This is a genomic window from Leucothrix mucor DSM 2157 (assembly GCF_000419525.1).
GTDB classification, from domain to species: domain Bacteria; phylum Pseudomonadota; class Gammaproteobacteria; order Thiotrichales; family Thiotrichaceae; genus Leucothrix; species Leucothrix mucor.
This window is the reverse complement of record NZ_ATTE01000001.1, coordinates 2,162,455-2,185,695: the sequence shown is the minus strand read 5'-3', so window position 1 is coordinate 2,185,695 and position 23,241 is coordinate 2,162,455. Positions and strand designations below refer to the sequence as shown.

The following is a 23,241-nucleotide window of genomic DNA, read 5'->3' as shown; positions in this document are numbered from 1 at the left end:
GAAAAAGGGGCTTACCAAGAAAGATAGGCCCCTAAGGTATTACTCTTCGATGTAGTACTGTTCTTTGTAGTGGTAGAACGGGCTCTTATAGACCGAGTAAAGCTTTGCCGGTACGTTTTTCATCCGGTTATGAACCACGGCAGGAGAGGCGGTATAGCGTAAAATACCGATCGCCCACAGGTTCTCAGCATGCAGTTTCATCACCTGATCAACTTTACTGGCGAAGGTCGCTTTATCCGCTTCCTGAAGTAGCTGCTCGTAGATATCAGCCAGCTCTTTCATTTCTGGTGTGAGCTCTACCCCGCTTTTACCTTTCGATAAGAAGTAAGCAGACTGCTTAGGTGCAAAGTTATTCTCCGACATAACAGGGAAGTAGTTGTTAGCCCCAAACAATGGATTCAAACCGGAAGTATTGTTGTGTAATACCATCTGATAATCACCACCACGTCGAACTTGCTCGAAGTAACTTTTTTCATCCGAGCGCATGGTAAAGCGCAGGCCTAGCTTGTCCATGTCTGCTTTCAGCAAAATCGCGCCTTCTTCACTGATCTTACGACCTGCCTGAAAGTGCACTAAAAAGCTCAGCTCTTTGCCATCTTTACCCAGCCGGTAGTTATCAGAGTCACGCTTATTCAGACCAAGGTCATCGAGTATCTTGTTTGCTTTGTCCAGTTCCAGCTTGGTGTAAGCGCTGGAAGTTTCTTCACTACCACCCGGAGAGCTTGGCAAAATGACCGATTGGGCCGGTGTAGAAAGGCCGATACCCAGAATATCGTTATGCGTTTCACGATCAATTCCTAATGAAATAGCTTGTCTGAAGGATTTCGAGCGCATCAGGCGCTGAACTTCTTTTTCCTCACCGTCATAATCCAGATTTGGAAATAGCACCAGCATATTGGCGTGATCATCTAGCTCCATCATGCGGGTTTTGTAGTTACCTTTCTTCTCACCTTTCTTCAACGCGGTGAAATCACTGGTCAGCTTGGATATGCGGTCCATGTCGACCTCACCCGCCAGTGCTTTCAGGATAATGACCTGTGGCTCAGCGGTTTGTGGCCAATTCATCGCATCAATGTAAGGCAGTTGGTTACCTTCAGTGTCAACTTTCCAGTAGTAAGGGTTACGCACGGCTTGCTGCTGAAGTTGTTGAGGATCAGTGTTGTAGACCCAAGTATAAAGTACTGGCAGATCAGGGTTGGTGTTAGAGCGGGTATTCCAGCGGTTGTGGAACAGCTGGCGCCAATCGGTCATACCTGCATCCGCCACTTTCTTATCCAGTTCAGTTTGGTCAGCCATGCCTTGCAGGTAATCCTTAAGATAGTGCTTGGGGCTTTGTGGCAGTCGGAATTCCATGGTTGAGCGCAGGTGCATCTCGATAAAGTTCGGGTTGGGCTCTTTGTACTGCAACTCAAAAGTTTGGGCATCAATGATGTTCAACTTGGCAGGCTCGCCACCGGATAAAAATAGCGACTTAACACTGGGCTCCAGGTCTGAATTCAGTTCCAGACTGTTATACCAAAAGTCTACATCTTCCGTGGTGAATGGCGCACCGTCGGACCATTTCATACCTTTGCGCAGGGTAAATTTATAAGTGCGCTTGTCATCTGATAGCTCAAAAGACTCTGCCAGATTAGGGACATAATCCTGTTTGCTATCCAGCATGACAAGAGGCTCATTACTCCACTCATGAAAGTGATAGTTAGGTTCGACACGACGCCAGGTACCACCGTATTTCCCCACTTTATCAATTGGGGTGATGACCATCGGATTTTCAGGAAGGCGTTTTTCCAAGGCAGGAAGCGAGCCTTTTTCGACCATTTCAGTCAGCATTGGTGCTTCTTGATTGGCTGCCCAGACATTAAATGAACCCAGCAATAGGGTTAATGCCATCAGTTTACGTTTCATATGATTTCCTCTCAGTGCTTGTCGTAGATCTCTTCAACAAAGTGGCAGGCACTCTGTCGTAAGATAGCTTTGCCATTGATCGTATCGGTCAGTTCCTTTAATTCAGGGACTTCGCGTTTACAACGGTCTTTGGCATATTTGCAGCGGTTATGGAAGGCACAGCCAGAGGGAGGATTGGCTGCGTCAGGAATTTCTCCTGCCAGAATATCGCTGCGGATTTGCCGTTCGTTTATATCGGGAATTGCGTGTAATAAAGCTTCGGTATAAGGGTGTAAAGGCCGTGCATACAAGGCCTCGGTGGGGGCTACCTCTACGATGCGTCCAAGGTACATAACGCCAACCCGGTCACAGAGGTATTTCACTACGCTCAAGTCGTGCGAAATAAACAGGTATGACAGCTCAAATTTATCCTTGAGGTTTGCCAGTATCTCCAGAATCTGGGCCTGAACAGACACATCCAGTGCGCTGACCGCTTCATCTGCCACGATAAAGCGTGGGCGCGTAATTAAGGCACGTGCAATACCAATTCGCTGGCGTTGGCCACCAGAGAAAGCATGCGGGTAGCGCATCAAGTGAGAGCTTCTTAAGCCCACTTGTTCGATCATCTCTGCGGCTTGCTCGTACAGGTATTCCTTATCGGTAATGCCTGCGAGCCGCATCGGTTCTTCCAAGATCTCCTGAATCGTCATACGTGGAGACAGTGATGAATAAGGGTCCTGGAATATCATTTGTACTTCTTGGCGGTAAGGGCGAAGCTCCTTGTTCGACATGGGTACAAGGTCAATTTTTTCACCGTTTTTGCTGTGATAAATCACTTTACCGCCGGTGGGTTGAACGGCTTTTAAAATGGCTCGGCCAACGGTGGTTTTGCCACAGCCTGACTCGCCAACTAAGCCAAAGGTTTCATTGGGATATATCTTGAAACTCAGGTCATCAACGGCTTTGATTACGCCTTTACGTCGACTGAATGAGCCGCCTTTCATACTGAAATACATCTTCAGGCCGTCGACTTCAACTAATGGTGTAGTACTCATGTCTTATGCCTCGAAACATCTGACCTTGTGGTCATCTTCTTGGGTAACAAACGGGGGCACTTCCTGGCGACATCTATCAGTCACCTGATTGCAGCGCTTCCAGAACGGGCAGCCGGTAATTTTGCTATAAGGATCAGGAATGCTGCCCTTAATTGGTTTAAGCGGTTCATTGGTGTGCAAGGTCGGGATGGACTCGATAAGCGCCTTGGTATACGGATGCTTGGGATTCTTCAATATCTGATCGGTGGTGCCATGCTCGACGATATAGCCCAGATAAAATACAGCGATTTCATCTACCATATTGGCCACGACGGCCAGATCGTGAGTGATCAATACCAGCGCCATATTCTGTTCACGCTGGATGTCTTTGATCAAACTCAGAATCTGTGCCTGAACGGTTACATCCAATGCAGTGGTTGGCTCATCGGCGAATAGTAGGCGAGGGCTACAGCTCACTGCCATGGCAATCATTACCCGTTGGCGCATACCACCTGATAGCTGGAAAGTGTAGTCATCGTAAACCTCTCTGGCGCGGGGCACTCTGGCACGATCCAGCATATGAATGGCATGCTCCTTAGCCTGCTTTTTATCCATATCGGTATGCTGCATGATGAGCTCAATCATCTGGCTACCGACGGTATGAATAGGGCTTAAGCTACTCATCGGCTCCTGAAAAATCATCGAGATTTCTTTACCACGAATCTTGTTAATCTCTTTGCCGTTGCGCTTAGTTTTCAGTACTTCAAACGGCTCACCATTGCGGTGATAAATCACGTCACCATGGGTAATTCTGAACGATGGCTCCGGCAGCAGGCGGATCGGCAAACGGGCCGTCACACTTTTACCGCAGCCTGACTCGCCAACAATCCCAAGGCTCATGCCTTCGTAAATGGTGAGATCAATGTCGTTAATGGTATTGGTTACGCCTTCAATCGTATGAAATTGAGCCGCGACGTTTTTATATTCAAGTAGTTTATTTCGCATCATTTAAGCCCTGTTCATATATGGGTCAGCCGCGTCACGCAGGCCATCACCTAAGAAGTTAAAAAACAACACGGTCACGATGACAAAGATGGCGGGATACAGAATCCAAGGATAATTAGCAATCACCTCAACGCTTTGCGCTTCCTGAAGCAATACACCCCAACTAACAACTGGTGGCCGCAGCCCGATACCCAAAAAGCTTAACGATGTCTCAGCAATAATCATTGCCGGGATACTGAGCGTGGCATGGGCGATCACGAAGCTGGTGGCACCGGGTAGCAAATGCTTTCGAATGATATAGGCATTACTGGCTCCGGAGAGGAGGGCCGCTTCGGTGTACTTCTCTTCTTTTAGGCGCATCACGATGCCTCGAACTACACGAGCGATACCTGTCCAGCCGATAATGGATAGCAGCAAGGTAATCATGAAATAGACAAAAATTGGCGACCAACTTGGCGGTAAGGATGCCGCTAGTGCCATCCACAATGGAATCGAAGGGAATGACATCAGTACTTCAATCACACGTTGGATAACTGTATCGACCTTGCCACCATAAAAGCCTGAAATACCGCCCAGAATGACCCCAAATATCAAGCTTAGGAACACACCAATTAAGCCGATGGAGAGCGAGATTCTGGCACCATGAACGACCTTACTGAAGATATCACGCCCCAGTTTGTCGGAGCCCATCAGGAATAAAGCAGCTCCATCATCAACGCCCATGAGGTGCAGATCGGTTTCAATTAAGCCTAGGAATTTATAACGGTAGCCACGATGAAAGAACTTAATTGGATACGCCTCATCACCCTGAGTATATTCATACTCCAGCGTTTCCATATTCATCTTACGGGTTAGGTTGTAAATAAAGGGTCGGGTAAAATTCCCGTCTTTATCCGTAAAGTGAATCTCAGTCGGTGCCACATAGGTAAATTTGGCACTATAGGTATTGATGTCTTGAACGCTGATAAAATTGGCGAAAATAGCGACCAGATAAAACAGAATAATCATGATGCCACTAAACAGGGCGACTTTATGCTGCTTGAACCGAAGCCACATTAAGCGGGATTTCGACGCGTAAAAGATGTCATTGCCTTGATCTTCATCATCAAAGCTATTTGCTATATCCGAGCTACTTTGCCCGAGATTAGATGCCGAGGTCATAGTAACTCCTAAGAAAGACGAATGCGTGGATCAAGCAAGGCGAGAATAATGTCGGAAAGCAAGGTACCGATAATGGTAAGGACTGCCAGCATCATCAGGAAGGTGCCCGCCAAATACATATCCTGCCCCCTGAGTGCTTCTAATAAATAAGGGCCGGTGGTTGGTAAGCTCAGCACGATGGCAACAATCGCACTGCCGGATACTAGCTCCGGTAGCATCCAGCCGATTGTGGAAGCGAGCGGGGTAACAGCGTGTCGGACAGGGTATTTGAGTATTACTCTGTGCATTGGTAAGCCCTTGGATAGCGCCGTATCAACATACGGCTTGTGCAGCTCATCCATCATGGTGGCACGCATAATTCTGATCTGGCTTGCCGTTCCTGCGGTGCCGACGACGATAACCGGAATCCACATGTGCTTGAGTGCATCGAGCACTTTATCCACGCTCCATGGCGCGTTGATATATTCGGGTGAAAACAGACCTGAGAAAGGGGTACCAAACCAATTTAGTGATAGGTACATCAGCAGTAGCGCTAACAAGAAATTCGGAACGGCTAAGCCTAAAAATCCTAAGAAGCTAACGACATAATCAAATAGGGTATACGGCTTTAGTGCAGAAAGAATACCGGTGAAAAAAGCGGTGACCAGCGTGAAGATCAGAGTAATGAAGGTAATTAAAAAGGTTAGCCCTAATTTGCTCCAGATTAATTCATGAACTGGCTTTTGGTGTTGGAATGAGTAGCCAAAATCACCCTGCGGGAAGCCACTAATCCATTTGAAGTAATTGACGGTCATGCTGTCACTGATATTGAGTTCAGCCTGAATACTGGCTCTCAGCGCATCAACATCATTGATCGAACCGTCGATCATTAATCGCTCAGAGATATAGGCATCGACAAAATCACCCGGCGGGAGCTGAATAATAACGAAGGATATAATCGATATTATGATCAGGGTGGGTATCGCTATTAAAAAGCGTCGTAAGATGTAGGAAAGCACAAAACCTCCTGGATGATTTTTAAAGAACTGCAGTTAATATTGGTACCATTTAGCGATGACTATTCATGCCAAACCGGGTCGTTGCATTCTCTTTCCTCCTTGTAAAACATGTTCCGTTGTTAGCGGCTCAGGCATTGCTTTAGTTGATAGGTTAACCTTGAACTTTATGTTAGGTATACCGGTATATCTTCTGCTTTTTAATATGTCCCATTCTCAAAGAACTGTCAACAAAATGTTAGAGACCGCGCGCAGAATGTGTAGTGGCTTGGATGAAAAAAGAGTTTGATGACGGGTTGATAGGGATTATGAATGGGCACAAAAAAGGCAGAGTATGAACTCTGCCTTTTCTTTCTACTTCAAGCGCTTAACGCTTATTTTTTCTCTCTGGACTCTTGGATAGCCTGAGCCATTTCAGCTTCCACTTCAGCATCAAACTCGCCGATCTCATCGTTGTCGTAAGTGCCTGCATCCGGGTCGTTATACACTGCAAGATCCAGCTTACCTTCACTCTTAGCAACAATCGTCGATACCGTCGCATCACCTGATACGTTTACGGCAGTTCTGATCATATCCATCAGGCGATCAACACCCAAGATCAAACCAATACCTTCGATCGGCAAACCAACCTGTGCGAATACCATCGACAGCATGATCAAACCAACACCTGGTACACCGGCGGTTCCAATAGAAGCCAGTACTGACATCAGGATGACGGTTAGATAGCCTGCGATACCTAGCTCAACGCCATACACGTTGGCAATAAATACCGTCGCGACACCTTGCATGATCGCCGTACCATCCATATTGATGGTGGCACCAAACGGAACGGTAAATGACGCAACAGAGTTGTTCACACCAAAGCGCTCAGTCACGGTCCGCATGGTCACGGGGATCGTTGCATTGGAGCTGGCGGTACTAAAGGCAAACACCTGCACATTGCGGATTTTCTTCAGGAAGATTGAAGGGCTCAAACCGGAGAATACTTTGAGCACAACCATTAAGGTGAAGAACAAATGGAACATCAATGCACCGACCAGTACCAGCACGTAGCCTGCTAAGGAGTAGAGTAAATCCAAACCTAAGGTCGCAATTGATTTTGCAATCAGGGCAAACACAGCATACGGCGCAACGGCCATCACAATGGTCACCATCTTCATCATGATTTCATTGGCCACTTCTGCGCCCGCAACAAATCCCTTCGCTTTTCTACCGACCAGCAGCATGCTGATACCCAACAGAATAGAGAAGAAAATCAGCGGCAGCATATCGCCCTGAGCCATGGCATTAACCGGATTGGTCGGGATAATGCTGATCAGTACTTCGCTCAGTGGTGGTGACTCTTTACCCGTGAAATTCGCAGCAGAATCAACATTCATGCCCTTACCGATACCGAAAGTCACGGCGATGATGATCGCTGTCGCAATCGCGATGGCTGTGGTCATCATGTAGAGGGCAAACGATTTGCCGCCAACTCGACCCAGCATTCTGATATCGCCGATGCCGCACACACCACAAATCAACGAGAAGAAGACTAAGGGTACGACTAGCATTTTCAGGGCGTTAACAAACATTTTTCCAACAATGTGGAACAGCCCGTTAACGATATAGCCATCAACAAATGGGTTGGCAACTAAACCCGTGAGGTTAAGAAACAACCCCACGAGAATTCCAAGACCCATGCCTAATAGCACTTTGATCGTTAAACTCATTTTCTTCGCTTCACTCATACACTGCTCCCTTTATTTGGAAATCCATGACATTCATGTTACTTCGGATGGTTTTTGATACTACTTAACAATAGACAGAAAGCCCCTGCCGTGGGGCCTGCATGCCTTACTAGAAACGATACTGAACTAAAAGTCCAGCGTGGTGCAGCCTCAGTGTACATTCATATTTCTCTGACCGCTTTCAAAATTAGTACTGATTTCAAGCCAGAATTCATGGTTTATTCTAATGCTGCATGGGCTTTGCCGTTGAGTATTAGCGCACCATGTTTTCCGGCGCGAGTACCTCATCAAGCTGTTCTTTCGAGAGTAACTCCTGCTCAAGCACCAAATCATACACGCTGCGATTATGCTCTAGCGCTTCTTTTGCCAGCGCGGTGCAGACCTCATAACCTAAGTGCGGATTGAGCGCAGTCACTAAGCCAATAGAGTTTTTAACATTGTCGGCGCACACCGTTTTATTAGCGGTGATACCCGCAATACAGCGACTACCCAAGGTATCCATGCCGCGCTTTAGAATCTCGATTGACTCAAATAAACTCTCGACCATGACGGGTTCCATCACATTGAGTTCCAGTTGTCCGGCCTCGGCACCAAGTGTGGTGGTCAGGTCATTTCCAATCACTTTAAAGGCGATTTGGTTAACCACTTCAGGAATCACCGGATTCACTTTGCCCGGCATAATGGAGGAACCTGGCTGCATCGGTGGCAGGTTGATTTCATTGAGTCCGGCACGTGGGCCGGATGACATCAGGCGCAGGTCATTACAGATTTTGGAGAGCTTTACCGCCAGCTGTTTTAGTGCGGATGAATACATCACCAGCGAGCCGGTATCGTGGGTGGCTTCAATCAAATCATCGGCCAGCACAATATCCCGACCGGTGACTTTGCTTAGATGCTGTACCACGCGCTCACGGTAGCGCGGGTCGGCGTTCAGGCCGGTACCAATTGCCGTCCCACCCATATTCACGGTTAGAAACGATTGACTACAGGTTTTCAGGCGTTTGACCTCATTGCGCAAACTGGTGGCGTAGGCGTTAAAGCTTTGGCCTAGGGTCATTGGCACGGCATCTTGCAACTGAGTGCGGCCCATTTTTAGAATATCTGCAAACTCAAAAGTCTTATCATCGATCACGTCAATCAGCTTGTGAACTTCCGCCAGTAGCTTGTCATTGGCATCCATGAGCGCAACTTTGATTGCAGTCGGGTAAGCGTCATTGGTGGATTGGGAGCGGTTGATGTGATTGTTAGGATGACAATACTGATATTCACCACGGCGATGCCCGAGGATTTCTAAGGTCCGGTTGGCAATTACTTCATTGGCATTCATATTAGTGGAAGTACCCGCACCGCCTTGCAGCATGTCGACGATAAAATGGTTATGCAGCATGCCCAATCCGATCTCATCGCAAGCTTGGCAAATGGCTCCGATCAGCTCATCCGGAATATGCCCCAATTCATGATTGGCAATCGCCGCCGCTTTTTTGACCTTGGCTAGCCCCTTAATAAAGTCGGGGTAGAAGTTGAGGCTAATGCCGCTGATATTAAAATTCTCCAAAGCTCGCAGCGTTTGGATACCGTAATAGGCAGTTGCTGGCACTTCTTTATCGCCCAGTAAGTCATGTTCGATACGCTTGCCTCTGGCTCGATACAGCGCGGAGATGTTTTTATAACGGCTGTTGGCGTGCTCCATGCGGCGAATAATAATTTGCGAAATCGTCGCAGAGATTTTTAAGGCCAGATCGCCGCGCTGACTGAGTAATTCATGCAATGCATCCCGCTCAAAGCGATATAAAACACCATCGGATAACAACCGTGCACACACGCCTTGGCGGTGCGCCGGCGCGATCAGCATGGTTTCACCAATGAATTCGTATTGTGAAAATACCGTGAGGCTTCGCTCCCGTGCTCCTTGGTCATCGAACAGCTGAATACTGCCCGAGGCAATGACGTACAGCGCATCGGTCAAGTCATTAGTACGAAACAGAATATCTCCGGCCAACAGCGTCTGGCATTGAGCATGTTCTGCAAAGAGTGCGAGGTCTGGGGCGTCGATACCTTGAAACAGCTCAACTTCACTTAACAGCTCAGTGACGGATTTCGTATTCATTTGGTGCATTATCCTTTCGATAGGGAGGTTTTGGAGTGTATTTCCCTATCAGAGCAATCTGCGTGCCAAAAAATTAAGTGTTTATAATACAGTTTGTTAGAAGTTTGTTTTGTTTAGGAGGTTGCGGTGGTGCACCAGAAAGGGCCCTGTGATACGTGATGACATTCAATGTTGTGCGAAAATTCCTCTGGCACTCATAGCAACTCGTACTTGCTTGAGTGCTTTAGTGGTGCTCGATGAGATTGAACACCACTAAGGCAGGCTCTAATTTTAGTTACGATGAGGTGGAAGAGGCTCGCCACTAACTATCCATAAACCGGATAATCAGTCAGCCCCTTTTCTGCGCCACCAAACAGCGTTTCAGGCACATGCTCTGCCAGCGGATAGCCATGCTTCATCCGATTCGGCAGATCAGGATTCGCTACAAAAGGCCGCCCAAAGCCAATCATATCCGCCAAGCCATCAGCCAATGCTTGCTCAGCTTTCTCTGCATTATAACGACCTGCAAATATCAGCACGCCTTGGAAAGCCTTACGCAGGCCCTGCTTGAATGAAACCGGTGTATCCGGTGCATCATCCCAATCCACTTCGGCGATATGCAAATAGGCAACCTTATACGTATTTAACAATGCCGCGGCGGCGGTATAAGTTTCAACTGGTGTCGCATCCACTGTGCCATTTAATGAAGTCAGCGGAGCCAACCGCACCCCAACACGATCCGCGCCAATCGCCTCAACCAATGCCGCAACCACTTCACCCAAGAAGCGTAAACGGTTTTCCGTCGAGCCGCCGTATTCATCGGTACGGTTATTTGCTTCAGAGTCGATAAATTGATTTATCAAATAGCCATTCGCCGCATGCAACTCGATCCCATCAAAGCCGGCTTCCATCGCGTTAAGTACTGCTTGGCGATACTCTTCGACCACGGCCTTGATATCCGCTTTAGTCATTTCGCGTGGCATTACCACATCCACAAAGCCCGGCTCTTGTTTGCCATTATCAACAAACACTTTCACGTTTTCCGCTTTCAGGGCAGAGGATGAAATAGGCTGCACGCCGCCCGTATTATCAGGGTGCGACACACGGCCAACATGCCATAGCTGCGCAAACATCACGCCGCCTTTCTCATGTACTGCAGTGGTGACTTTTTTCCAGCCTGCAATCTGCTCAGGCGAGTAGATACCCGGCGTCCAGGCATAGCCTTGGCCCAGTGCTGAGATTTGCGTGCCTTCACTCACGATTAACCCAGCAGTGGCGCGTTGCGCGTAATACTCTGCCATTAACTCATTGGCGCTATTACCTGGCTGTGTGGCTCGTGAGCGCGTCATCGGTGGCATCACGATACGATTCTTAAGTGTTAAATTGCCCAATTTAATCGGCTCAAAAAGTGAAGCAGTCATACGGTCTACCTTTAAAAAAGAGGACAGGATTGTCGATGAGGAGCAATGTACATCTGTTTTATTAGTTCAGGAAATTATCATTAATAATAGTTTTGAGTATTTTTTGTAATCGTAAACAACGCAGTAGCTAGCCCCGCAGCAGATTTCTTCTAAAAACGCCTTGAAATATATTAGATAGTTAAACTAAGATATTAGTTGTGCTATGCTTATCGAAAGAGTCGACAACTCAAGCGAATAATGCGCAAAAGGGTGCTGCCCCTTTTTTATGACTACCATTTTTAGTGAGTGAGAAAATCAATGCCTTCCAATACAAAGCCTGTGTTACTGAACCCAGAAGAAATCGCTGCCATCCAACAAGAGCTTGGCAAACCGAGCCTGATGGGCCAAAGCCTCGACGCACTCATTCTCGATACAGACAACTATTTGGCGCTTGGCATCGACGTACCCGGCCAAAGTCCAGCCGGTGGCTACGCGCATAATAAACACGTTCAAAATGGTAAATACATTGATCAGGCAGGGCGTTTATTTCTAATTACTGGCGATGACAAGTACGCGCAGTTTGCCGCCGACTTGCTAACGGAATACGCCGATAAGTATTTAGAGATGGGCTTTCACGAGCAGAAAAATACCAACCCTCCGGGCCGTTTATTTCACCAAATGCTGAATGAGCATGTTTGGATGATGTATGTGGGCTTGGGTTACAGCTGTATCAGTAGTCACCTATCAGAAGCGCAACGCCAGCACATTATCGAGCGCTTGTTTGAGCCGATGCTGGAAGTCGCGACCGTAAAATACAGCGACAAATACGACACGATTCATAACCATGGCGTGTGGGCTGTGGCGGGCGTTGCGGCAATGGGTGTTGCTTGCGGTCAGGAAAAATATATCGATCAAGCGCTGCATGGCTTAGCGGGGGATGATGTCACTGGTGGCTTCCTTGCGCAGATCAGTAACTTATTTGCGCCGTCTGGCTATTACATCGAAGGGCCGTATTACCACCGTTATGCGATCCGTCCTTTATGCGTGTTGGCAGAGATCACCCAGCGACTGCGCCCTGAAATCGATATCTTTAACTTTAAAGATCAAGTCATTCGCAAAACCATTCAGGCATTGCTCTCAACGGCTTACCCTAATGGCGTGTTCCCAGCCTTGAACGACTCCTCACAAAGCATGGATATTACCGACGAGGGTGTGGTAATTGCCGTGAGTTTGTATGCTAAGCATTACCCCGAAGATAAAAACCTCTACGGCATCGCGAAAATCCAAAACCAAGTGTGGGTAAGTGGTTGCGGTGTGGCGCTGTCTCAAGCTTATGAAGCGCAAGACTCGGTTGAGCTGCCATGCTTGCCTAGCGTTGAGCTAAACGAAGGCCCGAATGGCGACAAAGGCGCGCAAGGTTTTATCCGTATGCAAAATGCTGAGGGCGACATTAGCCAGCTGGTTATGGCATATGGTCAACACGGCATGGGACATGGCCATTTCGATACGCTGGGGCTGACGTACTTCAACAATAATCAAGAAGTGTTACGTGAATATGGCTATGGTCGTTGGATCAATGTTGAGCCGAAGTTTGGTGGCCGCTATCTTGCGGAAAATGCCTCTTACGCACGTCAAACCATCGCGCACAATGTGGTAGCGGTGGATGGCAGCAGCCAGAACAATTCAGATTGTGACATCGGGGATAGCAAGCACGCGGTTCCGCATTTCTTTATCGGCACTGGCAACACGCAGGCGATGAGCGCCTTTGCCCATGACTTCTACCCAGGCGTTGATCAGCAGCGCACTTTAATATTGATCGAACATGAGCAGTTGGCACAGCCGCTATTAGTGGATTTATTCCGTCTTAGCAGTGAAGCAACGCACCAATATGACTACGCGCTGCAATACCAAGGTCAGATTATTGATACCAACGTTGACTCGCAGCAGCACGCATCCATGAATGCATTGGGTGAAGATTTTGGTTATCAGCATCTGTGGAATGTGGCCGAGGGTGCAGGGCAAGACACCAATAAAGTGAGCTGGTTACAAGGCCAGAGTTTCTACACCTGGTTAAGCGCTTCATCCTCCGACGACACGCTGATTTTCACACGCACAGGGGCCAATGATCCGTCATTTAACCTGCGCAGTGAGCCAGGCTTTGTACTGCGCCGAGAGGCTAGCAATAGCTTGTTTGCCAATGTGGTAGAAACCCACGGCTTCTTTAACGAGTCTAAAGAAATCAGTATCGATGCCAGCGGTAAAATTCAGTCTGTGAATGTGATTGGCTTTGATGACAATGCTTCGGTGATTGAGATTTTGGGTGATGGCATTGCGCTGACTGTCATGGTTAATAATAGACCTGATGCGACTGAACAAAGTGAAACGACGGTTGAGTTTAATAACCAAGCGTATCGCTGGACAGGCTTTCTGGCGGTTGAGCCGAAAAGCGTCTAGTCGCGTTGATGGCTTTTAGGTGACTGACTGGCGATTGCGCATACCATTTGCATGAGCGTGTTCGCCATAAAATGTACTACCGATGGTCTGGCTCATTATGCCTTTAATGGGCCTGTTATATCTTGCTTTAGTGCCGCTGGTTATTGTGGTTTTTAATACCCCGACTAACTGATAAAGGCACTCCCATGAGGCTACAAAAGCACGTTTTAGCACTCGCCATTCTTAGCTTACTCGGCGGTGTGGCTCAGGCCAGCCCTTGGCCCACCGCAACGCCGGATTATGTAAGCACCACGCCCGATCAATCCACCACCATTTCCGTGCTAGATAATGACATTGGCACGGAGCTGGCGCTAACCACCGTCAATACCACGACCGTCGAAGGCGGCAGCGCTTCAATCAGTGAAGACAAGCTGTCTGTTATCTACCAGCCTGCGGCAGGCTTCAAAGGGGTGGATTATTTCTGGTATAACTTCACCGATAATGAAGGCAGAAAGAACGCCGCTAAAGTCGCGATCTATGTGACTGACCCTGAGCCTCCCGTGGGTGAGAAACCCGAAGCATGGCCCGGCGCAGCGGCCGACCTAGCGACCACCACCGACCAAAACCTCATCACCATTCCGGTACTGGAGAATGATACGGGGATGGGCTTGACGCTGACCAGCGTGAATGAGTGGAGCAGTAACGGCGGTAAGGTCTTTATTAACCCTGATAATAAAACGCTGAGCTATCGCAAGCTCGGCTTGCCTGCGGTCTGGCCGGAGACGGATAGTTTCTGGTATGTCATGACCGATGCTTGGGGACGCACAAATTCCGCTAAAGTCACCATCGCGCTGGGCGAGTCTGCCGCTCAGGATTGGACGACGGCCAGAGAAGACAACAGCCGTATTTTAAAAAATACTCAGATCAGCATTGATGTGCTATCCAATGACTTTGGTACTGGAAAATTCATTAAATCAGTCAATGAAAGCTCGGTGAAATGGGGCACGATTAGCATCGACGGTAATAAGGCTGTGTACACGCCACCGGCCGATTTTACGGGGCAGGATGAATTTTGGTATGTGGTCGAAAACATCTACGGCAAAACCGATAGCGCCAAAGTGTTAATCACCGTCGAAGAGCCGGGCCAGACAGTACAACTTGGGCAGCTGAATGACACGGGTGCAGTGACTTGCGCAGACTTTCCGGTGGTTGGGCATGATAATGCCGACCTCACCACGTGCTCAGGCGTTGATGCCGAAGGCGACCCGATTCCACCTAAGCAAGATGCCACAAACGGCCGTGATGTTACCCATGCGGATGATAGCGATGGCCATGCCGGATTTAGCTTTACCAAGCTCGATGCTGATGGCCAGCCATTAGCGGCAGAAGCGACTACGTGGTCTTGCGTCAAAGATAATGTCACCGGACTGATCTGGGAAAGCAAAGTCGGGCTTTCCGAGGGAATTCGTGCGGCTGGACTGCATGGCGCGGATGATCAATACACATGGTATGACAGCAATACAAGCACCAATGGCGGGGATGCCGGAACGCGGCAACATGCCAGCTTAATCAGTTGTCATGGCTATCAGTCGTGGCTGCCGGAGACTTGGTGTAATACTGAAGCCTTTGCGCAACGCGTAAATACTGAAGCACTGTGCGGCATCACCACATGGCGTTTACCGAGCCTGCCAGAGCTGCAATCCATTGCGAACTACGACGGGCGTGCGCCAACCATCGACACGGCTTATTTTCCAAATACCGCCTATGCGACATACCACACGTCTAGCACCAACGTTGCTTATCCATCCCTACAGAAGGCTTTCGCCTTTTACGATGGACACATGCTGACGCACCCGAAAAACCGCAATACGGCAGCGCGTTTGGTTAGCAATGCACCAGTCGCAGAGTAACAGGAGAATCTTATGAAACTGATCAAACAATCCCGCGTTGCGCTACTAGCTTTGTTGCTTGCAGGTGCGGCCAATGCGGCGCAAGTCTGTGATGAAAACCTCACACCGACCACGCCCGATAGCCGCTTTCAAGTGAATGATGATGAAGTTACTGATACCCAAACCGGCCTGATCTGGCAGCGCTGCGCACAAGGTCAAAGCTGGAACAGTGAGACCAGCCAATGCGACGGTACGGTCACGGCGGTGCACTGGAAGTCGGCCATGGAGCTTGCAACTGGCGACTGGCGTGTGCCGAATATCAAGGAACTCCAAAGCATTATGGAACATGCTTGTGCCTCGCCTAGTATGAATATGACGATCTTCCCGATTGGCCGAGAGGCTTTGAGTATTTGGTCATCGACGCCTGCTCGCCGCTCATTGACGCTAGCGGTTGCAGATAGTATTTGGATTGGGAATATTCAGTATGGAACCAGCACTGGAGGTAAAAAAGACTTTCAGTTGGCGACGTTATTGGTGAAAGACGCTGCAACGGTAGTCGTTAGTCAGTAATGGTAAAGGCCTGCAAGTGGATTTGGCTTGCAGGCTTTTTACGCTCGATAGTCAGCTGCCGTTTCATTAATCACAAAGCGCCTTAAATCGCGCTCTTGCCTGATCACATGCAGGATATACACCGTGTCACTTTCCAGCTTATAAATTATACGACATGGATTCACGATCACTTCACGGTAACCCATTTCGCGGACTTCTTCGACAACACGACCAGATTCAGGAAAGCGTTCGAGACGATCTGTTTTTTCAAAGATGTTTTTGACCAGTTTGGATGCGGCCGTTTCAGAACTCACAGCAATGTAGTCTGCGATACTCTCCAAGGTCGTTAGTGCTTCCTCAGTCCAGATTATTTCAGCCATTTAGACAGCTTCTTTTTAGCGTCAGCATTTGTCATCGTGCGGTTTTCGCGAATGTCCTGCTCGCCTCTGGCAATCCCTTCCAGAATTTCCATGCGCTGCACCATGTATTCGTAGTCGCTAACATCCAGTAGATAGGCGGATGGTTGGCCGTGTTCTGTAATTAGAATTGGCTCTTTGGACTCGCGTAGCTCGGCGAGTAGTTTGGTGGCTTGCCGCTTGAGAGTGGTTACCAGTTCTGTGCGCATGAGATCTGTCTTGAGTTGATTAGAGTGTCACTATAGTATCACTTTGCGGGCATTTGTAAAAATACGTGATGACTATGCTAGGTTTTGCTGTGCTAATATGGCTATTAAAAGCAGTAAGTTAAGTCGCTAAATTTTTATCAGGAGTTACTTTGTGGGTATAGCAACACAGTCTGATTACATCGCACCTTCAGAGTACCTGTTGGGTGAAAATGACCGATCCGATGGCATCCGTTACGAATACGTCAATGGCAAAGTTTATGCAATGGCAGGCGCTAGCAGAAACCACAATCGCCTATGCGGTAAACTGTTCAATCGACTCTTTAATCACCTTGAAGGTAGCCCGTGCGAAGTTTTTCAATCGGATATGAAGGTTGGAATCAGTACGCAAGACGAGCGCTATTTTTACTACCCCGATATTCAGGTGAGCTGTGAGGAAGAGAATGACCAGTATTACAATCGGTCACCTTGTCTGATCATTGAAGTACTTTCTACCAGCACGGCGCGCACAGACCGTACTGAAAAACTCCACGCGTATCAGCAAATCTCAAGCTTGCAGGAGTATCTTCTATGCTCGCAGGATTCACCGTCAATAGAGTTACACCGGCGTGATAACGATTGGAGTACTGAGTATTTCTCCGGTGGTGATGTTATTACACTTCGCTCTGTTGGAATAGAGTTGCGGGTGGATGATATTTATGAGTTTCTGATAACGTAATCAACATAGCCTTATAAAATCACCCCACTGCAGCGATTCGGTGCCAGTGGAGTGGCTATTTTCAAGCAGGTTCATGGCGATAGACTTCCCCAACTTTTCGGAGGAGATACTCCTGAATTTTTTCAGTGGGCCAATCAATATATGATCAAGCCATGGCATTACGGCAAGCGTAATACCCTGCGATAAACCATAGCGGTTGGTGGGCGTCATAATCATCGAGGGGTGAAACAGGCTCAAGCGCTCAAAGCCAAGTGCTTCTAAGCCATCTTCAAGCTCGCCTTTCGTACGCAAAAAGAACGAAGAAGACGTTGAACTGACGCCCACAGAACTCAACAATGAGAAATGCTTAACACCTGCTTGTTTGCAGGCAGTGGCAAAGTCTAACACCGCATCTTTATCGATTTTAACGAACTCTTCCTTACTCATCTTTGAAGGTTGACCGACACCCAGCGTGCAAATTGCGGTGTCGTGATCGGCTAAAAAAGGCTCGTAGGATTGTGGTGAAAAGATGTCGATTTCATGCTGGGAAACAGAGTCGCCAACGATGTTTTCGGCGGGCCTTCTGCCTAATAGCGTTAATTGTTTAACGGATGGCATGGTTGAGAGGGCTAGGGCAGTGGTAACCCTTCACGGGGGGCTTACGCTGATATAGCGTGCTGACCTAAGGGTAGCCGTACGGTAATAGCCTCACCACACAGGCCTTGTTCACAGACTTTTCTCAATAGTCCATAAACGCCTAAGCCCAACCGCTTACAGGTTTCAGTCAGAGTCAGAATCACCGGACGGAACTGATCTCCTCTGGCAGACTGACTGAAGAAACTGGTTTTACGCCAGATCACATAAGGACGTATCGCACGTTCTGCTTCATTGTTGGTCATGGGAATCGCGCGATCCTGCAAAAACGTCCAGAGCATCGATTCATCCGCCAGCAGTCGTTTGCACTGATTGGCTGTTTTGCTGGCTTTTTTTAACGGGTCAGCGGGCGCGGTCTCACACCCCAGGCACAGTAGCGTATGGATCGCCTGTTTGAATCGTCGCATTCGTGTGTGGTAGCCAGCATCAGAATAGCCGCCCGATCGCCAACGATTACGACAGTGTACAATCAAGCGGGATAATCGCCAGAGTTGTTTCCCCAGCACCCCGGCCCGTCCCACACGTTCTGATATTTTCCGAAACTTACGGATAATATGCGCCCAGCAAAGCTGGCGCTTTTCGACCGGATAATCGTTGTAGCCGCCATGTTGGTCAGTGACCAGTATACCCTCAAAATTATCCAGTAAACCCTTCGCGGCACCTTTACCCCGAGAATGATGCGTTAGAAAGTAGACGACTTGCGAGGAACACAGCACCCAAAGCCAACGCTGCTCATTATTGCGGTAATGACTGGTTTCATCCGCATGAGCAACGGGTAAATTCCGTACCGCCTGACCCACTTGCTGATACAGCGGCAGCAACCATCCCGTGACCGAGCGGGTGGCCTGGCTCACGGCACCGGTACTGAAGGCGAGTTGCCAGTGATCTTTCAGTAAGCGTTGAATGTTTGACACCGATAAGGCATAAGCGCCATTCATCAGCGTAATCCAGCTGACCAGTCCCGGCCCCATTTGCCCACAGGGAACCGTGTCTGGCAAGCGAGCCACCTGACGCTTGCGGCAACCCGGACAGATTGCCTCATAAAGACAATGTTCAGTGACTTGACTGCGAACCTCAGGCAGGTCAAAGACCTGATGTCGCTGATAAGGCTCCTGAGCGACATCACACACCGCACCACAGGTGCATTGAGTGCCTGGGTAGTAATGAACTTGCTCATCCGTCGCAGACAGCTCTACCCGAACGCGTTGATGACCCTGATGACCCGGCTGGGCTCCTTGCTTGCGAGGACTCTTAGGCTTCTTCTCGCGCTTAGCCCGTTGTTCCGGTGAATCCTGGGACGGTGGTCTGGAGGAGTTTCTGGAAGAACTCCCGCTGCCTGCGATGTCTTCCAGCTCAGCGACACGCTGTTCCAGTTGGGTCACTAAATCCAATAACTGACGATTGAGACGCTGCGACGCCGCCAGATCCGCGGGCAGTTGGTGATTGAAAAGCGCCTCAGTTAGTTTGTTCATTGTTTAATCATAACGAATTGTGGCCTAAATGCAACCCCGTGAAGGGTTACGCCTGGTGAGGCGGCAGGTATTTTTTTACATGCTGATTCCCATCTTTATTACATGATATCAGGCGTGAAAAATTGAGCCTGATCTTTTCTTTGCAAAAATTATTATCGCTCAACAAAGCTGAGGGAGTGATGAGCTAAGCTTTACCTTTCATCTTTTGATACTCTGTATGTGGTATCTGCCCATAACTTTTTATTACGATTCTATCAAGCGTCTTAATAATGGTTTTCCCATTAGTCCATGAAATTTTCTTAACTCTAAGTAAGACTCAAGATGCTTGAAGCATATTTGCTCCATTGACTTAAAAGTGAAATCATCAACATCATTATCGTTAATATTGTCAATTTCTACAGAAGTTAATTTACATATGCCACATTGGCTTTTAGCCTCATAACTGCTGTTCTGTGCTATAGCTTTCTGGATGTACATTACAGATAGTGTAAATAAAATATCAGAGTTGTTTGAGATTGTTTTTTTGTTTTTAAATTGAGTGTATATTTCTTGTATTGTACTTAGCGGAAGAAAAGGTGTTAGCAGTCCTGCGACTATGGAAGCACCATCAGATACTAGAGACTTCAAATCAAAAGTAGTTATCTTATCGAAGTCTAACATATCAAGTATCTTGGTTTGATTTTCAACCAATTTGGATTGAATATTTCTTTTTATATCTTCTGTTAAATAATAGTTCCCTTTGTTTTCTTCAATTATTTTCTCAATACCTTCTCTCAATGTTGAAATGTGGTCTGATTTTTTATAATCAGTAATTGCCTTAACTAGAGACTCCGAAAGCTTTCCCTCTACAGGGGTTTGATTAAATAAAATAAACTGTATCGTATCAAGAGTTAGGAAGGATTTTTTGAGAAAACTTATGCTCTCTGGTATGTGCCTTCCTGTTTCATTTATGAGTGTTTTTCTTTCATTTATACTATCAAATTCTTGTGCGCAGTAAATTATTTCATTTTCAATGCAGTAGGATATTGAACATAATTTAATTTCTAATGGATCATCTACGGGGAGATCCGTAACGCTATGAGCTACAATTTCAACTATCGGGTACTCTTCTATCGTAATTAGACTTTCTGGAAGAGTGTTACTCTTAGCCATGAGAAGTACCATAGTCTCATAGTAAACTAAATAAGAAGCCCAAAATTTATTTATCATGGGTTTATCAAAAGTATAGCAGCCAGAATATCGAACTGATAATTCTATATCTATAAGTATTTTTTTCATCTTGAAGCTCAGATTTAGATTAATTTTATTAGGGGGGAGCACCAGACCTAAACCGTTATACCATGACTTAAAACTGGGAGTGCAGAGCATTTTTGGTATAAGTTTTCTCTATTTGGATAGATTTCGCTATTCCTTTATATAGATTTTCTGATCATGATGTACCTGTCGGCGCAGCTATTTGTTAGATTTATGCTGAGGGTAAAAGCAAAGTTTCAACAAACTGTAAAGCTGTTTTGTCTCGTTGACCGAAATACTTCGGAGCTTGCTTAGGAAGCCATGTTTCGTTGAAGTGGCGTCTAAAGTCTTCAAATAGCTCTATTGGGTATAGTTTTGCTGAGACGACTCGGCCATCGGGGTATGAATGTTGATATGTAGGAAACGTATTTGGCTCAATACTCTTATTATCGCGAAGCCACTTACAAAACATTCGGCCTTCTGAGATATCGGGAACCATCTCTTGGGGTAAGGTGTACCCTGCTTGCTCCATTGGAGCAATAAGATTTAATGTGAGCTCATTTAGCATAGAAAAATGTGTGTATGGAACCTTGCTCCTGTTCTGCATATAGCGATCAATATGCACAGGCATTACCGCTTTAGCTCCACCTTGCTGCCATTCTATAACCCATTGAGATACTTTTACAGCAAACTTCGACGACAACCACTGACCAAGGTTGATCGCTAAGAATGGATGTACCCATGTGCCTTGAAGCTTAGCATTCCCGCCACGAATAACATGAATCAGCTGTTGTTCTGACAGCCCAGTTTGAGCTGTTAATTCTGCGAGAAAAGCCTGAGCGCTTTTTAAGCTACGATAGTCTGAAAACTGTTTGCCGACAGACTGGCAAAGGGCCGTCGCACTGATATATCCATCACCGACACGTTGAGGAATAATTTCTCCCTCTTCTACTCTCGGTATTAGAGCCATCTGATCCATCTTAAATTCCTTGTCTTATTTGAAGCTAAAAATATTCTATCCGGAAGAGCATGTTGATTAACCTAAATAGGTTCTGTATACAAAATATACACAGGCTGTTCATTTGAACAGATATTACAGTTAAAAAATGAAAAGTTATAGCGGCTACAGCATTGAGATTCGGCCTACATACTTATAGCTTGAAATTCAAAGCACTTTAAGGCTGATGACACATCTACTAGTTTAACTAATTAATCCAGACTTGCTTAGTCCGGAGCTCAATTGTAAACCTTCGTAAAAACCACCAACCAACACCTCCAGCCGTTTGCCAGTTTCAAACCTTTTAAGGTATTTTAACCATGGCTTATTCACAACGATGCCATTTAGATACCAAGGACTCGCACCATGACAACCACCAGACAAGCCATCACCACAACAAAATCCCAACCCGAGCGACACCGTGAATCCTAAACTCCACCGTTTCCTAAAAGCCCAACGCTGGACGATTGCCGGTTTGTTGCTGTCAGCGACGGCGCTGGTCTGGGTCTCCGTTTCCTTCCTCGCCGATGCCATCTATTTTAACGATCCGCGACATAAGAACGTCGAGCTGCAGGCGTGGATGACGCCGCGCTACATGGCTTTGTCCTATGAATTACCGCGTCCGCTGGTGATGGAGTTATTAGGCATAGAGGAAGGCAAAAAATCCCCTCGGCGGTTGGATCGCTTGGCTGATTCCTTGGGCATTACGCTGGAGGAGTTGACGGTAAAAGTTCGCGCTGCTCAAAAAGCCTATCGGGAGAATCCCGATGACTGATTACCTGTTGGCATTGGTTCCCGACTATGGCTTATACATTGTCACAGGCATCGTATTTATCGCGGCGATGGGCATTCCGCTGCCAGCATCGGTGATCGCGCTGACCTCCGGTGGCTTGGCCGCGACCGGCGATTTTGCGCTGTCAGAGGTGTTGCTGGCAACCCTCGCGGCTTATGTGGTGGGTGACCAATGCGCCTACACGCTCGGTCGTTTGGCCAAACCACAATGGCTGGCGCGTTTTCGGGCTTCAAGGCGGATAGGGCCATTGGTTCAGCGCAGTGAAACGTTCTATGAAAAGAATGGTTTGCTGGCGATTTTATTAAGCCGCACGGTGCTAAGCTCCATTGGCCCGTACATTGCCTATTTCTGTGGCATCAAGCGGATGAAACGAGTGCACTTCACCGCAATGGCGCTGGTTGGCTCGATGATTTGGACCACGACTTACGTGATGCTGGGCTATACCTTTGCGGGTAATTTGCCTCAAATCTCGACCTTAGCGATTAGCTTTATGGTGACCGGTGCAGCTTTGCTACTAACACTGGGTTTTGCAGCAAAGCTGATACTGGCTTGGCGTCGATTTGAGGCAGATGAGATGGAAGTGAGGTGAAGCGGGGAAAGGCCACAC

Annotated in this window: 21 protein-coding genes; 6 read left to right on the top strand and 15 right to left on the bottom strand. The window is 47.6% G+C overall.

Annotated features, from left to right (window positions below; genetic code table 11):
* Window positions 1-39 precede the first annotated feature (39 nt).
* The 8 genes from LEUMU_RS0109670 to LEUMU_RS0109635 all read right to left on the bottom strand — a co-directional run bounded on the left by LEUMU_RS0109670 (window position 40) and on the right by LEUMU_RS0109635 (window position 11,316).
* The gene (locus LEUMU_RS0109670; protein WP_022952086.1) at window positions 40-1,905 is read right to left on the bottom strand and encodes an ABC transporter substrate-binding protein; all 1,866 of its coding nucleotides are present in this window, start codon (window positions 1,903-1,905) and stop codon (window positions 40-42) included.
* An 11-nt stretch (window positions 1,906-1,916) separates the two neighbouring features.
* On the bottom strand, window positions 1,917-2,939 hold the full coding sequence (locus LEUMU_RS25460) for an ABC transporter ATP-binding protein (protein ID WP_022952085.1): 1,023 nt from the start codon (window positions 2,937-2,939) through the stop codon (window positions 1,917-1,919).
* A gap of 3 nt (window positions 2,940-2,942) precedes the next feature.
* Window positions 2,943-3,926 (bottom strand): ABC transporter ATP-binding protein, encoded by a 984-nt coding sequence (locus tag LEUMU_RS0109660; RefSeq protein WP_022952084.1) that lies wholly within the window; start codon window positions 3,924-3,926, stop codon window positions 2,943-2,945.
* Window positions 3,927-5,084: an ABC transporter permease gene (locus LEUMU_RS0109655; RefSeq protein WP_022952083.1), complete on the bottom strand. Its 1,158-nt coding sequence runs from the start codon at window positions 5,082-5,084 to the stop codon at window positions 3,927-3,929.
* A gap of 8 nt (window positions 5,085-5,092) precedes the next feature.
* Complete coding sequence (locus LEUMU_RS0109650; protein WP_022952082.1) at window positions 5,093-6,082, bottom strand: ABC transporter permease; 990 nt, start codon at window positions 6,080-6,082, stop codon at window positions 5,093-5,095.
* Window positions 6,083-6,453: 371 nt separating this feature from the next.
* Complete coding sequence (locus LEUMU_RS0109645; protein WP_022952081.1) at window positions 6,454-7,809, bottom strand: dicarboxylate/amino acid:cation symporter; 1,356 nt, start codon at window positions 7,807-7,809, stop codon at window positions 6,454-6,456.
* Between the two features lie 253 nt (window positions 7,810-8,062).
* Window positions 8,063-9,916, bottom strand: coding sequence for an aspartate ammonia-lyase (gene aspA / locus LEUMU_RS0109640; protein ID WP_022952080.1), 1,854 nt, complete (start codon window positions 9,914-9,916; stop codon window positions 8,063-8,065).
* Window positions 9,917-10,221: 305 nt separating this feature from the next.
* Window positions 10,222-11,316: an alkene reductase gene (locus LEUMU_RS0109635; RefSeq protein WP_022952079.1), complete on the bottom strand. Its 1,095-nt coding sequence runs from the start codon at window positions 11,314-11,316 to the stop codon at window positions 10,222-10,224.
* Between the two features lie 297 nt (window positions 11,317-11,613).
* On the opposite strand from LEUMU_RS0109635, the gene LEUMU_RS0109630 reads away from it, so the two are divergent.
* From LEUMU_RS0109630 to LEUMU_RS25450, 3 genes are all read left to right on the top strand, one after another.
* Window positions 11,614-13,749 (top strand): heparinase II/III domain-containing protein, encoded by a 2,136-nt coding sequence (locus LEUMU_RS0109630; protein ID WP_022952078.1) that lies wholly within the window; start codon window positions 11,614-11,616, stop codon window positions 13,747-13,749.
* A gap of 185 nt (window positions 13,750-13,934) precedes the next feature.
* Window positions 13,935-15,638 (top strand): Ig-like domain-containing protein, encoded by a 1,704-nt coding sequence (locus tag LEUMU_RS27910; RefSeq protein WP_022952077.1) that lies wholly within the window; start codon window positions 13,935-13,937, stop codon window positions 15,636-15,638.
* 12 nt (window positions 15,639-15,650) lie between these two features.
* A complete protein-coding gene (locus LEUMU_RS25450; RefSeq protein ID WP_022952076.1) occupies window positions 15,651-16,187 on the top strand; it encodes an Lcl C-terminal domain-containing protein in 537 nt (178 codons plus the stop codon).
* A gap of 38 nt (window positions 16,188-16,225) precedes the next feature.
* Here the strand turns inward: LEUMU_RS25450 and LEUMU_RS0109615 are convergent, their stop codons facing one another.
* Both LEUMU_RS0109615 and LEUMU_RS0109610 read right to left on the bottom strand, forming a co-directional pair.
* Window positions 16,226-16,546 (bottom strand): type II toxin-antitoxin system RelE/ParE family toxin, encoded by a 321-nt coding sequence (locus tag LEUMU_RS0109615; protein ID WP_022952075.1) that lies wholly within the window; start codon window positions 16,544-16,546, stop codon window positions 16,226-16,228.
* On the bottom strand, window positions 16,534-16,791 hold the full coding sequence (locus LEUMU_RS0109610; protein ID WP_022952074.1) for a type II toxin-antitoxin system Phd/YefM family antitoxin: 258 nt from the start codon (window positions 16,789-16,791) through the stop codon (window positions 16,534-16,536). The genes LEUMU_RS0109615 and LEUMU_RS0109610 overlap by 13 nt, the downstream gene beginning before the upstream one ends.
* Window positions 16,792-16,942: 151 nt before the next feature.
* On the opposite strand from LEUMU_RS0109610, the gene LEUMU_RS0109605 reads away from it, so the two are divergent.
* Window positions 16,943-17,506, top strand: a complete 564-nt coding sequence (locus LEUMU_RS0109605) for a Uma2 family endonuclease (protein WP_022952073.1) — start codon at window positions 16,943-16,945, stop codon at window positions 17,504-17,506.
* On the opposite strand, the gene LEUMU_RS25445 is transcribed toward LEUMU_RS0109605, so the two are convergent.
* The 5 genes from LEUMU_RS25445 to LEUMU_RS25435 all read right to left on the bottom strand — a co-directional run bounded on the left by LEUMU_RS25445 (window position 17,507) and on the right by LEUMU_RS25435 (window position 22,261).
* Window positions 17,507-18,103 (bottom strand): NAD(P)H-binding protein, encoded by a 597-nt coding sequence (locus LEUMU_RS25445; protein ID WP_022952072.1) that lies wholly within the window; start codon window positions 18,101-18,103, stop codon window positions 17,507-17,509. It lies immediately after the preceding gene.
* 41 nt (window positions 18,104-18,144) lie between these two features.
* Window positions 18,145-19,611 carry an IS66 family transposase gene (gene tnpC, locus LEUMU_RS25440; RefSeq protein WP_022950222.1) on the bottom strand — a complete coding sequence of 489 codons (1,467 nt, stop codon included), beginning with the start codon at window positions 19,609-19,611 and terminating at the stop codon, window positions 18,145-18,147.
* Window positions 19,612-19,854: 243 nt separating this feature from the next.
* The gene (locus tag LEUMU_RS0109590) at window positions 19,855-20,889 is read right to left on the bottom strand and encodes a hypothetical protein (RefSeq protein WP_022952071.1); all 1,035 of its coding nucleotides are present in this window, start codon (window positions 20,887-20,889) and stop codon (window positions 19,855-19,857) included.
* A 187-nt stretch (window positions 20,890-21,076) separates the two neighbouring features.
* Window positions 21,077-21,823: a KilA-N domain-containing protein gene (locus LEUMU_RS0109585; protein ID WP_022952070.1), complete on the bottom strand. Its 747-nt coding sequence runs from the start codon at window positions 21,821-21,823 to the stop codon at window positions 21,077-21,079.
* 222 nt (window positions 21,824-22,045) lie between these two features.
* Window positions 22,046-22,261: a hypothetical protein gene (locus LEUMU_RS25435; protein ID WP_040503965.1), complete on the bottom strand. Its 216-nt coding sequence runs from the start codon at window positions 22,259-22,261 to the stop codon at window positions 22,046-22,048.
* A 1-nt stretch (window position 22,262) separates the two neighbouring features.
* On the opposite strand from LEUMU_RS25435, the gene LEUMU_RS0109580 reads away from it, so the two are divergent.
* Both LEUMU_RS0109580 and LEUMU_RS0109575 read left to right on the top strand, forming a co-directional pair.
* A complete protein-coding gene (locus LEUMU_RS0109580; RefSeq protein WP_022952069.1) occupies window positions 22,263-22,616 on the top strand; it encodes a hypothetical protein in 354 nt (117 codons plus the stop codon).
* Window positions 22,609-23,223 carry a DedA family protein gene (locus LEUMU_RS0109575; RefSeq protein ID WP_022952068.1) on the top strand — a complete coding sequence of 205 codons (615 nt, stop codon included), beginning with the start codon at window positions 22,609-22,611 and terminating at the stop codon, window positions 23,221-23,223. Before LEUMU_RS0109580 ends, LEUMU_RS0109575 begins: the two co-directional genes overlap by 8 nt.
* Window positions 23,224-23,241: the final 18 nt, after the last annotated feature.

Bases quoted from the DNA above. Each gene is read 5' to 3' on its own strand.
- LEUMU_RS0109670 (WP_022952086.1), bottom strand. From the start codon at position 1,905: ATGAAACGTAAACTGATGGCATTAACCCTATTGCTGGGTTCATTTAAT.
- LEUMU_RS25460 (WP_022952085.1), bottom strand. From the start codon at position 2,939: ATGAGTACTACACCATTAGTTGAAGTCGACGGCCTGAAGATGTATTTC.
- LEUMU_RS0109660 (WP_022952084.1), bottom strand. From the start codon at position 3,926: ATGATGCGAAATAAACTACTTGAATATAAAAACGTCGCGGCTCAATTT.
- LEUMU_RS0109655 (WP_022952083.1), bottom strand. From the start codon at position 5,084: ATGACCTCGGCATCTAATCTCGGGCAAAGTAGCTCGGATATAGCAAAT.
- LEUMU_RS0109645 (WP_022952081.1), bottom strand. From the start codon at position 7,809: ATGAGTGAAGCGAAGAAAATGAGTTTAACGATCAAAGTGCTATTAGGC.
- aspA (WP_022952080.1), bottom strand. From the start codon at position 9,916: ATGAATACGAAATCCGTCACTGAGCTGTTAAGTGAAGTTGAGCTGTTT.
- LEUMU_RS0109635 (WP_022952079.1), bottom strand. From the start codon at position 11,316: ATGACTGCTTCACTTTTTGAGCCGATTAAATTGGGCAATTTAACACTT.
- LEUMU_RS0109630 (WP_022952078.1), top strand. From the start codon at position 11,614: ATGCCTTCCAATACAAAGCCTGTGTTACTGAACCCAGAAGAAATCGCT.
- LEUMU_RS27910 (WP_022952077.1), top strand. From the start codon at position 13,935: ATGAGGCTACAAAAGCACGTTTTAGCACTCGCCATTCTTAGCTTACTC.
- LEUMU_RS25450 (WP_022952076.1), top strand. From the start codon at position 15,651: ATGAAACTGATCAAACAATCCCGCGTTGCGCTACTAGCTTTGTTGCTT.
- LEUMU_RS0109615 (WP_022952075.1), bottom strand. From the start codon at position 16,546: ATGGCTGAAATAATCTGGACTGAGGAAGCACTAACGACCTTGGAGAGT.
- LEUMU_RS0109610 (WP_022952074.1), bottom strand. From the start codon at position 16,791: ATGCGCACAGAACTGGTAACCACTCTCAAGCGGCAAGCCACCAAACTA.
- LEUMU_RS25445 (WP_022952072.1), bottom strand. From the start codon at position 18,103: ATGCCATCCGTTAAACAATTAACGCTATTAGGCAGAAGGCCCGCCGAA.
- tnpC (WP_022950222.1), bottom strand. From the start codon at position 19,611: ATGAACAAACTAACTGAGGCGCTTTTCAATCACCAACTGCCCGCGGAT.
- LEUMU_RS0109590 (WP_022952071.1), bottom strand. From the start codon at position 20,889: ATGAAAAAAATACTTATAGATATAGAATTATCAGTTCGATATTCTGGC.
- LEUMU_RS0109585 (WP_022952070.1), bottom strand. From the start codon at position 21,823: ATGGATCAGATGGCTCTAATACCGAGAGTAGAAGAGGGAGAAATTATT.
- LEUMU_RS0109575 (WP_022952068.1), top strand. From the start codon at position 22,609: ATGACTGATTACCTGTTGGCATTGGTTCCCGACTATGGCTTATACATT.